The sequence below is a fragment of the Pseudomonas sp. GW704-F2 genome (genome assembly GCF_059423025.1).
Window position 1 is genome coordinate 14345 of sequence record NZ_JBWKXO010000041.1, and the last position, 14417, is coordinate 28761.

Genomic DNA, 14417 nt, shown 5'->3' on the forward strand with positions numbered 1-14417 from the left:
TTGCCCAATCCTGCACTTTTTCGGATTTTTCGGATCTATCTCTATCCCAGCCATACTCATACTGCGTGTGGACATAAGAACTAGACCTGGTGCCGATGGATCATACGTTCCCGCCTCTTACCTGCCGATGGATGAACCGCCCGCGCTGGCTCGTCCTCGTGTTTCTGCTCTGCACCACCGCCTGCAGCCAGCAACAGGGGCGCGATATCGCCAGGCAATTCAGCAATGGCAAGCCTGATGAGTTTCTCCAGACCAGCGTCGACCGCATGGCCACCCTCAGCATGCGCGATAACCTGCAAAGCCTGTATCTGCTGATGAACAAGCTGTACCTGCGCAACCCCAACCAGTGGCGGCAGTCGGGTTACCTGGACGCGGTGAGCGCGGCGCGGGAAATCCGTTCGGCCATCGAAAACCGTCAACCGCTGCCCGCCCTGGGGGATCGTCGCGATCTGGCAGCCCTGAGTTACTCCTTGAGCCCCGAGTTTCGCGGCGATCGGGTCGGGGCGTTTATCTATGCGATTGGCAGCATGCTGGTGACTGCACATGGCGGGCGCACCCGGTTCTATATCTCTGACACGATCAACCCGCAATTCGTCAGCAACGCGGCGCGCAATATCGAAAAGGCCACCTGGCTGCTCAGCCAGCGTCAGGATGCCAATGGCGTGCTGCTGCTGTTTTCCAACGAGATCTCGGAGGAGGGCAGTAACCTCAGTTTCGCCGTTGAGTTCGGCAAGATCGTCGCGCGACTCGACCTGCTGACCCAGATGCTCGATGAGCGCTACCGACGCATTGGCGTCAATTACGCGCAAAGCCTGTTGCTGATGAATTTTCTGCCGGTGCAGTGAGCGTTAGGGCCGTTGAGTGCGGTGTTTCCGTTTCCTCTGTAGGAAGTGCCCTATCTTGCACTGCACTGCTTGAAACGCCCATCTGTCGGCAATAGCCTCGGACTTTTCTTAAATATGAGGCCCTACCTTGGGTAAGCGAAAAACGGTTTGGCCCACGGATCGCGAAATTCGCCTGCGATTTATCCTGTTTGCGGTGATTGACGCCGCGAGTGCGCAAGGCGTCTCTGCCGAGCTGTTGTTACCGGCACACAAACTGCTGCAGGAGTCGCCGACTGAGGCGCAATTTCGCGACGCCCTCAACAGCATTCTGACGACCGACGAAATGTACGGGTTCCGCTTTCCGGCGGGGTCGGAGGCGGATGACTTCATGCGCGCGCTGGCGTCCGCCGCGGGCTAGGAGACAGGTAGTTTTTTCAGAGGCCGGGAAGGCTCTGCGCCGTGAATAAGGCGTGACCTGGCGAGCGTCCCGGTCTTCCCATCACAGTTCGCGTGCGAGGCCTGGCCTTCACGCCCCCGCATTCCAAGGACCCGCCCCATGTTGCTGCGCCAACCCCCGCTGCTTTTTGCTGCCCTGACCCTCAGTTCCCTTGTGCAGGCCGAAGACCTGCAACTGGCGCCGGTCGAAGTCACCACCAGCGAAGCCAGCGCGGCTGAAGTGGCGCAGGCGCAGCTCAAGCGCGTGCCCGGCGGCACCAATTACATCGACATGGGCAGCGTGCAACAGGGGCGGGTGAGCACCAACGAGGACGTGTTCAAGTATCAGGCCGGGGTGTACGCCAAGGCGGCGAATAATGAAGGCGTCAAACTCTCGATCCGTGGCTCGGGCCTCAACCGCAGCCCCGGCGCCCATGCTTCCGGGTTGTACGAGACGCTCGACGGCTTGCCGCTGACGGGCCCCGGCGGTACGCCCTATGAACTCAAGGACCCCTTGTGGCAAAGCCGCGTCGAGGTGCTGCGCGGTGCCAACGGTTTTGATCAGGGCGCACTGGCCCTGGGTGGGGCGGTCAATTACGTGACCCACACCGGCTACGACGCACCCAAGCTGCAAGTGCGCTACGAAGCGGGCAGCCGTGGTTATGCCCAGCACGAGATCAGTTCGGGCCAGGTGCTGGGGGATGCCGACTATTACATCAGCCTCACCGATTCCGAATCCGACGGCTATCAGCAGCAGAGCGCCGGCACGGGCAAGGGCGTCGCGGCCAACTTCGGCTACCGTTTCAACCCGAACCTGGAGACGCGCTTTTACTTGCGCTACCGCGAAACCACCAACGACACGCCAGGCAAGCTCACGCGCTACCAGATCAGCCATGATCCGCGTGCCGCCAACAGCTTCAACGCCGCCCGCGACTCAAAACGCCTGCAACCGGGCTCCACCTGGATCGCCAACAAGACCACGTTGCAGCTCGACGACAACGCACGGCTGGAAGTCGGCCTGGCCTATCACGACTACCCGATGGACCTGCGCGAGGGCACCAATCGCCTGAAAGTCGCCTACACCGATATCAGCGGCACGCTGAACTACATTCGCCAGGACACCCTGTTCGGTCACGACAGTAAAACCACGATCGGCCTGCGCACCACCCAGGCGATGCCCAACAATGGCGCGTCGGAATACGTGCGAATTCCTGTCGGTAATACCGCAGGCTATGCCCCCGGCACCAAGACCCGCGACTACAGCTACCTGGGTTCCGACACCGTGCTGCATATCGGCAACGACCTGGAACTGGTCCCGGACCTGTGGCTGACCACCGGCCTGGCCGCGATCTACACCCGCCGCGAAACCCAGGTGACCTATCCCGACGGCCAGGCGCCGCTCAGTCAACATGACTGGGACTATGCGCCGCGCATCGGCCTGCGCTATGACTTCACCCCGCAATTGCAGGTGTACGGCAACCTGAGCCGCTCGGTCGAGCCGCCGCATGCCTGGTCGATGATCTGGGGTTCCAACAAATACTTCGGGCCGGGCAGCGGCCCGGCCACCGGCCTGCAACGCGAAGGCGTGAGTTTGAAAAACCAGACCGCCACCACCCTGGAAGTCGGCGGCCGTGGTGACGCGTGGTTCGGCCAATGGGACCTGGCACTGTACCGCTCGGAAGTGCGCCACGAGTTGCTCACCGTTGAAACCCAGGCCCAGACCCCCACCACCAACGCGATCCTCGCCGAGGCCAACGCCAGCCCCACGGTTCACCAAGGTGTCGAACTGAGCCTGCTCAGCCTGCTGTGGGATGGCGGCCGCAGCGGTAAGCTCGCCCTGCGCCAGGCCTACACCTTCAGCGACTTCCACTACCGCAACGACGACCGCTTCGGCGACAACACCTTGCCGGGCATTCCCAAGCACTACTACCAGGCACAGTTGCGCTACAGCCATCCGACCGGTTTCTACACCAGTCTCAACACCGAGCATTCCTCGCGGGTGGCGGTGGATTACGCCAATTCCTACTACGCGGCGGCCTATACCTTACTCGGCGCCACGTTCGGCTACGACGCCCCGCAGCAGGACTGGCAAGCCTGGGTTGACCTGCGCAACCTGACCAACCGCCGCTACGCCAACACCGTCACCCCGGGTTATGACGACAAGGGCCTGGACGCCGCCCGCTCCACGCCCGGGGATGGTCGGGGCATCTACACCGGCGTGTCGTGGAGCTGGCGTTGAGAGACCGACAACAGACGCTCGACTTGCGCGTGCTCCCACGTACTCATCAATGCCACTGGGTTGGTGCCATAGCGTTGCCAACTGTCCAATGAGCCATGCCGCCCGTCGGGTGAGCGGCAGTGCTGGCACCCCACCAGCACCGCACCTTGGGTCAGCAGCACCATCCGCCAGCCGTCGGTTTCCACGCTCACCGTGTCATCCGCTGCCGCGCAGGCGCTGATGACCCGCGTTTCCAGGGCCATATCCTTGAGCACTTGATAAGCCTCCCGTGCAGAAACGGTGGCGGCGGTTGCGGTCATCGGCGGTGTCCTCGTGATGGAGCGGCGCAGTGTCGCGTGCGGGCGAGGCGGTTTCAAGCCTGAGAGGGCAGCGGTCGATTGCTGCCCGGGTTTCAGTCATTGCCTTGGCGCAGGCGCTTGTACAGGGTGTTGCGGCTCACGCCGAGTTCCCGCGCCAGGTGGGAAATATTCCCGCCTGCCGCTTTCAATCGCCGCGTCAGGTCAATGCTGTCCTCCAGAGGCGCGCTGGCGGGCAGCGGCGCCGTCACGTTCAGATCGACGAAGAAGTCGTCCGGCAGATGCTCCGGGCGGATCGGCTGCTCCTCGGCCATGGCCAACGCCACCTGCAACACACTGCTGACCTGGCGCAAATTGCCCGGCCACGGGTGCTGCTCGAACAACGCCAGCACCTCGGCGCTCAGCCCGGCCCACTGCTTCGGTTCGCGGTGTTGCTGCCACAGTTGTTGGAACAACGCCTGCTTGTCAGTGCGCTCGCGCAGTGGCGGCAACTCCAGGGTCAGCCCGCCAATGCGGTAGTACAAATCCTCACGGAAGCGCCCGGCCTGCACCTGCTCGCGTAGCACATGGTTGGTGGCGGAGATGATGCGCAAATCCACCGGGAACAACTCGCTGCTGCCCACCGGTTGCACGCAGCGTTCCTGTAAGACCCGCAGCAAGCGGGCCTGGGTCGGCAGTGGCATATCACCGATCTCGTCGAGAAACAGCGTGCCCTTGTCGGCCTTGCGGATCAGGCCGACGCTGCCTTTTTGATTGGCGCCGGTGAAGGCGCCTTTTTCGTAGCCGAACAGTTCCGATTCCACCAGCTCAGCGGGAATCGCCGCACAGTTCACCGCGATAAAGGCCTGTTGGCTGCGCGAACTGGCCTGGTGCAGGGCTTTGACGAATACCTCTTTGCCCACGCCGGTTTCACCGTGGATCAGCAGCGGAATGTCCTTTTCCAGCAGGCGTTCGGCCTGGCGCACGGCTTTTTCCACGCGCACATCGCCAAAATGCAGGGTCTTGAGGCTGATCGGTACGGCTTGCGGCGGCGCCGGTTCGCTGAAAACCCGCGCGTGTACCGGCATCTGCTTGGGCCGCTTCAATAAACACTGGAAGCGATTGCGGCCGGCCGCCTGCAAGGAGAACGGCAAACCCTCCGGCTGATTCAGTAACTCCAGCATCGACACCTTGAACAAACGGTCGATCATCACCCGCGACAGGCTGATGCCCAGCAGGTTGTCGGCGCGGCGGTTGGCCGATAACACCTGGCCGCTTTCATCAAAGATCAGCAGGCCCGCCCATTGGCTGTCGAGGTTGTTCAGCCCGGTGTTGAAGGTCAGCTGGAAATGCTCGCCGCGAAACAGGTTGAGGATCAGCCGGTTTTCCACGGTCTGGCTCATCATCTTGACCATGCCCAGGGTGTGGGAGGGCGGCAGGTAGCTGTCGCTGGACACGTCCAGCACCGCGATGATTTCGCGCTGGGCGTCGAAGATCGGCGCCGCCGAACCGGTCATGAAGCGGTTGGCCTTGAGGAAGTGTTCATCGTGTTCGATATGCACCGCCTGGACACAGGCCAGCGCGGTGCCGATGGCATTGGTGCCGCTGGAACGCTCCATCCAGCTGGCGCCGGGGCTGAAGCCACGGGCCAACTTGGGGTCGATAAAGCGCTGGGTGCCCCACGACGTCAAAACCTGGCCCCGGTTGTCGGCCAGCATGATCAGGCAGTTGGAGTTGCTCAGGATGTTCTCGTAGTAAGGCAACACTTCCTGGTGGGTGGTCTGCACCAGGGAATGCTGGCTCTCCAGCAATTGGCTGATGCCCTCGGCGGGCAGTTGGTCAAAGCTGGGTGGGCTCTGGTGGTCCAGGCCGAATGCGCGGCAGCGGCGCCAGGACTCCTGGATGAGGGTGTCGTGAGTCAGCGGTTCGGCCATGGAGACCTTCTTTTTATTGTTTTTGGGTCTTGCGCAATCTAACGGATGTCACCCGGTCAATGTGGGAGGGGGCAAGTCGAATAGTCGCACCGCCCCTCCCACATGTGTTCTGCGTTGTTCAGTCAATCGGGTTCAAACAGTGTTGTTCAGAACTGTTCATTGTCAACCCGCTGAGTGTTCAGTTGTTCAGTCCGAATTGTTCATTTTTGTTCGCTCCCGAACCTCGCTTTCAGGGCATTTCCTTGTGGATCAAGCACCTGCTGCGGTTGGCACGAAACTCGCTGTGACCACTGGCCAGATTCATTCCAATAATAAAAAAGGGCGTGTCATGTCATTGACCCTGGAACATGTCTCCCGCGTCATCGAAGGCCAGACCTGGATCGACGACGCCAACCTGCGTTTCGAGGCCGGCTCCTTCAATGTGCTGCTCGGTCGCACCCTGTCCGGCAAGACCAGCCTGATGCGCCTGATGGCCGGCCTGGACAAGCCCGACAGCGGTCGCATCCTGATGAACGGCGTGGATGTCACCGCTAAACCGGTGCGCCTGCGCAACGTGTCGATGGTGTATCAACAGTTCATCAACTACCCGACCATGACCGTGTTCGAGAACATCGCCTCGCCGTTGCGCCAGGCCGGTGTGTCCAACGAGCTGATCCAGAGCAAGGTGCTGGAAACCGCGAAGATGCTGCGCATCGAGAAGTTCCTCAAGCGCCACCCGCTGGAGCTGTCCGGCGGCCAGCAGCAACGCACGGCGATGGCCCGCGCGTTGGTGAAGGATGCCGAACTGATCCTGTTCGATGAGCCGTTGGTGAACCTGGACTACAAACTGCGCGAAGAGCTGCGTCAGGAAATGCGCGAGCTGTTCAAGGCCCGCCACACCATTGCGATTTACGCCACCACCGAGCCCAACGAAGCGCTGGCACTCGGTGGCACCACCACCATCCTCCACGAAGGCCGGGTGATCCAGAGCGGCAAGGCCGCCGAGGTGTATCACCAGCCGCAGACCGTATTGGCTGCCGAGTTGTTTTCCGAACCGCCGATCAACCTGATGCCGGGCAGCATCAGCGGCAATGAAGTGAGCTTCGCCAATTTCGTACACTTCCCACTCAATGTTGACCTGCGTCCCATCGGCGAGGGCGAGTTCCGCTTTGGCGTGCGCCCCAGCCATATCAGCCTGGTGCCCAGCAACGACGACGACCTCGAACTGGCGGTGACCGTGGAAGTCGCCGAGATCAGCGGCTCGGAAACCTTCCTGCATGTGCGCAGCGAGCATTTCCTGCTGGTGTTGCACTTGCCGGGGGTGCATGAGTACGACGTCGACGCGCCGATCCGTGTGTATATCCCCACCCATAAACTGTTTGTGTTTGATGGCCAGGGCCGCTTGGTCCAGGCCCCCGGACGCCGTGTCGCGAGGGTTGCCTGATGGCCGAGATCCATTTGCAGAACCTGGCGCACAGCTACAGCCCTACGCCGACAGGTCCCGAGGACTACGCCATTCGGGAAATGAACCACGTATGGGAGCAGGGCGGCGCCTACGCCTTGCTCGGGCCTTCGGGCTGCGGCAAATCAACCCTGCTCAATATCATCTCCGGCCTGCTCAGCCCGTCCGAAGGGCAAGTGCTGTTCGACCATAAAGTGGTCAACGAGCTGACCCCGGAAAAACGCAACATCGCCCAGGTGTTCCAGTTCCCGGTGGTGTACGACACCATGACGGTGTTCGACAACCTGGCTTTCCCGTTGCGTAACCAGGGCATGGCCGAGGCGAAAATTCACAGCAAGGTGCAGGAAATCGCCGAAGTCCTTGACCTGCAAAGCCTGCTGAGCAAAAAGGCACGCAACCTCACCGCCGACGAAAAACAGAAAGTCTCCATGGGCCGGGGCCTGGTGCGTGACGACGTCTCGGCGATCCTGTTCGATGAACCGCTGACGGTGATCGACCCGCACCTCAAATGGAAACTGCGGCGCAAGCTCAAGCAGATCCACGAGCAGTTCAATATCACCATGGTCTACGTGACCCACGATCAACTGGAAGCCTCGACCTTCGCCGACAAGATCGCGGTGATGTACGGCGGGCAAATCGTGCAATTCGGCACGCCGCGGGAGTTGTTCGAGCGGCCGAGCCATACGTTTGTCGGCTATTTCATCGGCAGCCCTGGGATGAATCTGATCGAAGTGCAGGCTGAGGCCGGCGGAGTGCGCTTTGCCGACACCCATCTGCGGTTGTCCGAGGCCGTGCAGCAACGCCTCGCCGACACGCCCTACACGACCTTGCAGGTGGGCATCCGCCCGGAATTCATTCATGTGTGGGATGAGCATAACCCTGACGCACTGCAAGCCGACGTCACCCATATTGAAGACCTCGGCACCTACAAGATCCTGACCCTGAACCTGGACGGCGCCACCCTGAAAGTGCGCCTGGCCGAAGACAAACCGGTGCCCCAAGGCACAGCTTCTATCAGCTTCCCCGCGCAGTGGCTGATGCTCTACGCCGACGATTACCTGCTGGAGGTGCGGCCATGAACAAGGTGCAGAACAACAAGGCCTGGTGGCTGGTGTTGCCGGTGTTCCTGCTGGTGGCATTCAGTGCGGTGATCCCGATGATGACGGTGGTCAACTACTCGGTGCAGGACATTTTCGACCAGTCCAGCCGCTATTTCGTTGGCACCGACTGGTACAAGCAGGTGCTACTCGACCCGCGTCTGCACGACTCGCTGCTGCGCCAGTTCATCTACTCGGCGTGCGTGCTGCTGATCGAAATCCCGCTGGGCATCGCCATCGCCCTGACCATGCCGACCAAGGGCCGCTGGTCATCGCTGGTGCTGATCATCCTCGCCATTCCGTTGCTGATTCCGTGGAACGTGGTGGGCACCATCTGGCAGATTTTCGGCCGCGCCGATATCGGCCTGCTCGGCTCTACCCTCAATGCGCTGGGCATCAACTACAACTACGCGGCCAACACCATGGACGCCTGGGTCACGGTGCTGGTGATGGATGTCTGGCACTGGACCTCCCTGGTGGCGCTGCTGTGCTACTCGGGGCTGCGCGCTATTCCAGACGTGTACTACCAGGCGGCGCGTATCGATCGGGCGTCGGCCTGGGCGGTTTTCCGACATATCCAGCTGCCGAAGATGAAAAGTGTGCTGCTGATCGCGGTGATGCTGCGCTTCATGGACAGTTTCATGATCTACACCGAGCCCTTCGTACTGACCGGTGGCGGGCCGGGTAACGCCACCACGTTCCTCAGCCAGACGCTGACCCAGATGGCTGTCGGCCAATTCGACCTGGGCCCGGCCGCGGCGTTTTCCCTGGTGTACTTCCTGATCATCCTGTTGGTGTCCTGGCTGTTCTACACCGCCATGACCCATTCCGACGCCAACCGCTGAGGCCACCAACATGAGCAAGCGCAAAGTCATACCGCTGCTGATCTACATTCTGTTCCTGCTGGTGCCGATCTACTGGCTGCTGAACATGTCCTTCAAAAGCAACACCGAAATCCTCGGCGGGCTGACGCTGTTTCCGCAGGATTTCACCCTGGCCAACTACAAGGTGATCTTCACTGACCCGAGTTGGTACACCGGCTATCTCAACTCGCTGTACTACGTGAGCCTGAACACGCTGATCTCCTTGAGCGTGGCGCTGCCGGCGGCGTATGCGTTCTCGCGCTATCGCTTCCTGGGCGACAAGCACCTGTTTTTCTGGCTGCTGACCAACCGCATGGCGCCGCCGGCGGTGTTTCTGTTGCCGTTTTTCCAGCTGTATTCGTCCATCGGCCTGTTCGACACGCATATCGCGGTGGCCCTGGCGCACTGCCTGTTCAACGTGCCATTGGCGGTGTGGATTCTCGAAGGCTTCATGTCGGGTGTGCCCAAGGAAATCGACGAAACCGCCTACATCGACGGCTACTCCTTCCCCAAGTTCTTTGTGAAGATTTTTATCCCATTGATCGGCTCCGGCATCGGCGTGACGGCGTTTTTCTGCTTCATGTTTTCCTGGGTCGAACTGCTGCTGGCGCGCACCCTGACTTCGGTCAATGCCAAGCCCATCGCGGCGGTGATGACCCGTACCGTCTCGGCGTCGGGGATCGACTGGGGCGTGCTGGCGGCGGCGGGGGTGTTGACCATCCTGCCCGGCATGCTGGTGATCTGGTTTGTACGCAACCACGTGGCCAAGGGCTTTGCCCTGGGCCGGGTCTGAGGAGTCGATGATGGAATGGATGGCCTGGACCACCCCCACCGCGCTGTTCTTTGGCGGTATCGCCCTGATTCTGGCGGGCATGACTACTTGGGAACTGCGCGCACCGAGTATCCCTCGGCGCGGGTTTCTGCCGATCAGCACCACCCGTGGTGATCGTTTGTTTATCGGTCTTCTCGGTAGCGCCTACCTGCACCTGCTGGTGATCGGCGTAACCGACTGGAGCATCTGGGTGGCGTCCGCGCTCTCCCTTGTATGGCTGTTGTGTGTGATGCGTTGGGGCTAGTGCGGATGCCTCTATTCTCTGTAGGAGCGAGCGTGCTCGCGAAATTCGTCAACGATAACGCGGCGTTTCTGGGCGTGCGCGGTGTCTGGGCGTTTTTCGCGAGCAAGCTCGCTCCTACAAGGGGTGTGTGGCGTTTGTAGTCCCTTTTGAAATCAACCAGGAGGTCTCTATGTTCGATAAAAACAATAAGCTGCGACATAGCATTTCATTGGCCGCCGTACTGGCCCTCAGTGGTTTGAGTGCTACGGCCTGGGCCGATGCGTATGAAGAAGCGGCGAAAAAATGGATCGGCAGCGAGTTCAAGCCGTCGACCCTCACGGCCGACCAGCAGCTCGAGGAACTCAAGTGGTTCATCAAGGCCGCCGAACCGTTCCGTGGGATGAAGATCAACGTGGTGTCGGAAACCCTCACCACCCATGAGTACGAATCCAAGGTGCTGGCCAAGGCCTTCAGTGAAATCACCGGTATCAAGCTGACCCACGACCTGCTGCAGGAAGGCGATGTGGTGGAAAAGCTGCAAACCCAGATGCAGTCCGACAAGAATATCTATGACGGCTGGGTCAACGATTCCGACCTGATCGGTACGCACTTTCGCTACGGCAAAACCGAATCCATCACTGACCTGATGGCCAACGAAGGCAAGAACTTCACCTCGCCGACCCTGGATATCAAGGACTTTATCGGTATCTCCTTCACCACCGCGCCGGACGGCAAGATCTACCAGTTACCCGACCAGCAATTCGCCAACCTGTACTGGTTCCGCGCTGACTGGTTCGAGCGGCCGGAGCTGAAAGCCAAGTTCAAGGAAAAATACGGCTACGACCTCGGCGTGCCGGTGAACTGGTCGGCCTATGAAGACATCGCCAAGTTCTTCAGCGAGGACGTCAAGGAAATCGACGGCAAGCGCATCTATGGGCACATGGACTACGGCAAGAAAGACCCGTCCCTCGGCTGGCGCTTCACCGATGCCTGGTTCTCCATGGCCGGTGGTGGCGACAAGGGTTTGCCCAACGGTTTGCCGGTGGACGAGTGGGGCATTCGCGTCGAGGACTGCCACCCGGTGGGCTCCAGCGTGACCCGGGGCGGCGACACCAACGGCCCGGCCGCCGTGTTCGCCACGCAGAAATACGTGGACTGGATGAAAGCCTACGCACCGCCGGAAGCGGCGGGCATGACCTTCTCCGAATCCGGCCCGGTGCCGTCCCAGGGCAACATCGCCCAGCAGATTTTCTGGTACACCGCGTTCACGGCCGACATGACCAAGCCGGGCCTGCCCGTGGTCAACGCCGACGGCACACCGAAATGGCGTATGGCGCCGTCGCCCGTCGGGCCTTATTGGGAAAAGGGCATGAAGAAGGGTTATCAGGACGTGGGTTCCTGGACCTTCCTCAAGTCGACGCCTGAGAAGCAGAAGCTCGCGGCCTGGCTGTACGCGCAGTTCGTCACCTCGAAAACCGTGTCGCTGAAGAAAACCATCGTCGGCCTGACGCCGATCCGTGAGTCGGACATCAATTCCCAGGCCATGACCGACCTGGCGCCGAAGCTTGGCGGCCTGGTGGAGTTCTACCGCAGCCCGGCCCGGGTCGAGTGGACCCCGACCGGCACCAACGTGCCGGACTATCCACGCCTGGCGCAACTGTGGTGGAGCAACATTGCGGCGGCGGCCAGCGGCGAGAAAACCCCGCAACAGGCGCTCGACAACCTGGCCAAGGAGCAAGACGCGATCATGACGCGCCTGGAGCGCTCCAAAGTGCAACCGGTGTGCGGTCCGAAAATGAACCCGGAACGTGACGCCCAATACTGGTTCGACCAGCCCGGCGCGCCGAAGCCGAAACTGGCTAACGAGAAACCCAAAGGCGAAACCGTGGCCTACGGCGACCTGCTCAAGCAGTGGGAGGCGGCGCGTAAATAATCAGTTCAGGCAAACGCGGTAAATACTGTAGGAGGGGGCTTGCCCCCGATAGCGGTGGTTCAGTCAATACACGTATCGACTGGCGCAATCGGGGGCAAACCCCCTCCCACATTTTGATCTTCATCTGCCAGGGGAATCTGCCGGTTCCCCGACAAACCGCTTGGCCAGGAAGCCATACAACAGATACCCGAACGCCAGCACCAGCATCGCGCCAAATACCGCCTCTTCACCGCAGGCATAAATCGCATACAGCGAATACCCCACGGCCACCAGCACCACCAGCGTATTGCGCGCCTGCACCGTTGCGCTGGCGTGTGCCTTGTACATCATCACCAGCAGGCCGGTGAGGGCGGTCACGTAGGGCAGCAGGTTGGTCACCACCGCCAGGTTCACCAGTTTGCTGAACTGCGCGCTGGCGCTGGGCGAGATGGTCGACAAGGCAATCAGGCTTTGCAGCGTGGCACACGCCAGCAGCCCCAGCACCGGCGCATTCGCGGCGCTGATGCGGCTGAAAAACCGCGGAAACAGGCGTTGGTCCGCCGACATCTTGGCCGTTTGCGCCAGGGTGAATTGCCAGCCCAGTAACGAACCGATACAGGCCACCACCGCCAGCGCCATGATCAGCTTGCCGACCCAGGGGCTGAACATCTGTGCGTAAACCAGTGCGAACGGTGCGGAGGACGCGGCCAGTTCGGCATTGGGCACGATGCCCTGGATCACCGCGGTCGACAGCACATACACCACCGCCACCCCAAGCGTGCCGAGCAGGCAGGCCAGGGGCACGGTGCGGTTGGGGTTCTCCACCGCGTCGTAGCCCTGGGCGGCCGACTCCATGCCAAGAAACGCCCACAAGGTCAGAGGAATACTCGCACTGACGGCGTCCCACAGGTGCCGTTGGTGTGGGTTCCAGGCGGCCGTGAACACCTCGGGCTTGAAATAGAACCAACCGATCACGCAGAGTCCCGCCACTGGAATGATCACGCCCCATACCGTGACCACTCCGATGCGCCCGGTGATGCGCGGGCCGCCGAAGTTGGCCACGGTGGTCAGCCAGATCAGCGCCAGGCTGCCGACGAACAACGGCCCCGGCCCGCTGCCCAGCCACGGAATGAACGACGACAAATAACCCACCGCCGAAATCGCAATCGCCACATTGGCAATGATCAGCGACAGAAAATACAGAAACGAACACAGGAAAAACCCCGACTTGCCGTGGGCCTCCTCGGTATACGCCGACATCCCGCCGCTGTGGGTACAGAACAGCCCGCATTGAGCGAAGCCGTAGGCGATCGCCATCGAACCGAGCGCAGTGACGACCCACGACAGCAGCGAAATCGCGCCCAGTTGCGCCATGCTGGCCGGCAACATGATGATCCCCGAGCCCATCATGTTGATCGCTACCAGGGTGGTCAGGCCCAACAGGCTCATCTTCTTGCTTGGTGCGGCCATCCAGAACTCCTTGTGATCAACGCAAAACCTGAGCTGTGCTTTCGCTGCGCCAACCCTGCGCGGCGGCAGTCGGGCGACATCGTCACGCGCAGGATGCCCGTCTCGGTGCGACGGTGTTCGGCTTTGGTGGTGAAGGCGCGTTATTCGATCAAGCGGCTATTCATTGAGGGCCATGCTGATCCCACTGATGAAACTTGCGCAAGGAAAAAGCCGAAATAGGCAGGATTGGCGTAGGGACAGTGGCGTCCCTGGGTAGGACGCTCGCTACTGTGCTCACTCAACGGTTCGATTTATCACCCCGACGCCTGAGCCGCACATTCAAGAGCGGGATCAGGCCATGGCCTGCGGTTGGATGCGCAGTTCGCCGTCGACATCCTTGGCCAACCCACTGGCCAGAAACAACGGGGCGAGGCGCTTGTGCAACTGTGGCTCGACAAACTCCTTCACCGTCGGCAATGCCAGCACACCACTGAGCGGCAACTCCGCCTTGGTGTACGACAGCCACGCCTTTTTCAACATCAACAGCACATCGCTGCCGGCCGTCGAGGCAAAGCGGCGGTGGGTGGGTTTGGTGTCGAGGTTGAAGGTGTGCTGGAACTCATAGCCGGTTTCCTCCCCGCCAGCGGCAGAACAGCGCACGCAGGTGCAGGGGCCGTCGCCGAATGCGTTGCGCAGGTAGGCGTTGAAGTCCACCACGGGTTTGAGTGACAGACGCTTATCCACCTCGAACAGGTCTCCGGTCATTTTTTCGTCAGTGTTCAACGTCCAATTCCTTGCTGGTAGGCGGCTTTTCAAAGCGCGGCACAATAGCAGCCAAGCACGGTTTTGGGGACTATTTGCATCACATTAGCGCCGGACGCCGGCTTGAACGC

Annotated in this window: 13 protein-coding genes; 9 read left to right on the forward strand and 4 right to left on the reverse strand. The window is 61.1% G+C overall.

Annotation, left to right across the window (positions count from 1 at the left end; genetic code table 11):
- Positions 1 to 131: 131 nt before the first annotated feature.
- The 3 genes from AC07W0_RS25335 to AC07W0_RS25345 all read left to right on the forward strand — a co-directional run bounded on the left by AC07W0_RS25335 (position 132) and on the right by AC07W0_RS25345 (position 3498).
- Complete coding sequence (locus tag AC07W0_RS25335) at positions 132 to 845, forward strand: hypothetical protein (protein WP_102618748.1); 714 nt, start codon at positions 132 to 134, stop codon at positions 843 to 845.
- A gap of 127 nt (positions 846 to 972) precedes the next feature.
- Positions 973 to 1242, forward strand: a complete 270-nt coding sequence (locus AC07W0_RS25340) for a hypothetical protein (RefSeq protein WP_017846713.1) — start codon at positions 973 to 975, stop codon at positions 1240 to 1242.
- A 138-nt stretch (positions 1243 to 1380) separates the two neighbouring features.
- A complete protein-coding gene (locus AC07W0_RS25345; protein ID WP_102618747.1) occupies positions 1381 to 3498 on the forward strand; it encodes a TonB-dependent receptor family protein in 2118 nt (705 codons plus the stop codon).
- On the opposite strand, the gene AC07W0_RS25350 is transcribed toward AC07W0_RS25345, so the two are convergent.
- Entirely contained in the window at positions 3468 to 3797 is a 330-nt protein-coding gene (locus tag AC07W0_RS25350; RefSeq protein WP_046383018.1) for a DUF7693 family protein, read from the reverse strand. The two genes, AC07W0_RS25345 and AC07W0_RS25350, sit on opposite strands and share 31 nt — an antisense overlap.
- Positions 3798 to 3889: 92 nt before the next feature.
- Complete coding sequence (locus AC07W0_RS25355; protein ID WP_102618746.1) at positions 3890 to 5707, reverse strand: sigma-54-dependent Fis family transcriptional regulator; 1818 nt, start codon at positions 5705 to 5707, stop codon at positions 3890 to 3892.
- Between the two features lie 328 nt (positions 5708 to 6035).
- On the opposite strand from AC07W0_RS25355, the gene AC07W0_RS25360 reads away from it, so the two are divergent.
- The 6 genes from AC07W0_RS25360 to AC07W0_RS25385 all read left to right on the forward strand — a co-directional run bounded on the left by AC07W0_RS25360 (position 6036) and on the right by AC07W0_RS25385 (position 12096).
- A complete protein-coding gene (locus tag AC07W0_RS25360; RefSeq protein ID WP_102618745.1) occupies positions 6036 to 7130 on the forward strand; it encodes an ABC transporter ATP-binding protein in 1095 nt (364 codons plus the stop codon).
- On the forward strand, positions 7130 to 8227 hold the full coding sequence (locus AC07W0_RS25365) for an ABC transporter ATP-binding protein (RefSeq protein ID WP_102618744.1): 1098 nt from the start codon (positions 7130 to 7132) through the stop codon (positions 8225 to 8227). The genes AC07W0_RS25360 and AC07W0_RS25365 overlap by 1 nt, the downstream gene beginning before the upstream one ends.
- The gene (locus AC07W0_RS25370; protein WP_102618743.1) at positions 8224 to 9090 is read left to right on the forward strand and encodes a carbohydrate ABC transporter permease; all 867 of its coding nucleotides are present in this window, start codon (positions 8224 to 8226) and stop codon (positions 9088 to 9090) included. The genes AC07W0_RS25365 and AC07W0_RS25370 overlap by 4 nt, the downstream gene beginning before the upstream one ends.
- A 10-nt stretch (positions 9091 to 9100) precedes the next feature.
- Positions 9101 to 9901: a carbohydrate ABC transporter permease gene (locus AC07W0_RS25375; protein WP_017846707.1), complete on the forward strand. Its 801-nt coding sequence runs from the start codon at positions 9101 to 9103 to the stop codon at positions 9899 to 9901.
- 10 nt (positions 9902 to 9911) lie between these two features.
- Positions 9912 to 10184: a DUF2160 domain-containing protein gene (locus AC07W0_RS25380; protein WP_010567825.1), complete on the forward strand. Its 273-nt coding sequence runs from the start codon at positions 9912 to 9914 to the stop codon at positions 10182 to 10184.
- 169 nt (positions 10185 to 10353) lie between these two features.
- Complete coding sequence (locus tag AC07W0_RS25385) at positions 10354 to 12096, forward strand: ABC transporter substrate-binding protein (protein WP_046487167.1); 1743 nt, start codon at positions 10354 to 10356, stop codon at positions 12094 to 12096.
- A gap of 120 nt (positions 12097 to 12216) precedes the next feature.
- Here the strand turns inward: AC07W0_RS25385 and potE are convergent, their stop codons facing one another.
- Positions 12217 to 13545: a putrescine-ornithine antiporter gene (gene potE, locus AC07W0_RS25390; RefSeq protein WP_102618742.1), complete on the reverse strand. Its 1329-nt coding sequence runs from the start codon at positions 13543 to 13545 to the stop codon at positions 12217 to 12219.
- 330 nt (positions 13546 to 13875) lie between these two features.
- Positions 13876 to 14307, reverse strand: a complete 432-nt coding sequence (locus AC07W0_RS25395) for a hypothetical protein (protein ID WP_102618741.1) — start codon at positions 14305 to 14307, stop codon at positions 13876 to 13878.
- Between the last annotated feature and the right edge of the window lie 110 nt (positions 14308 to 14417).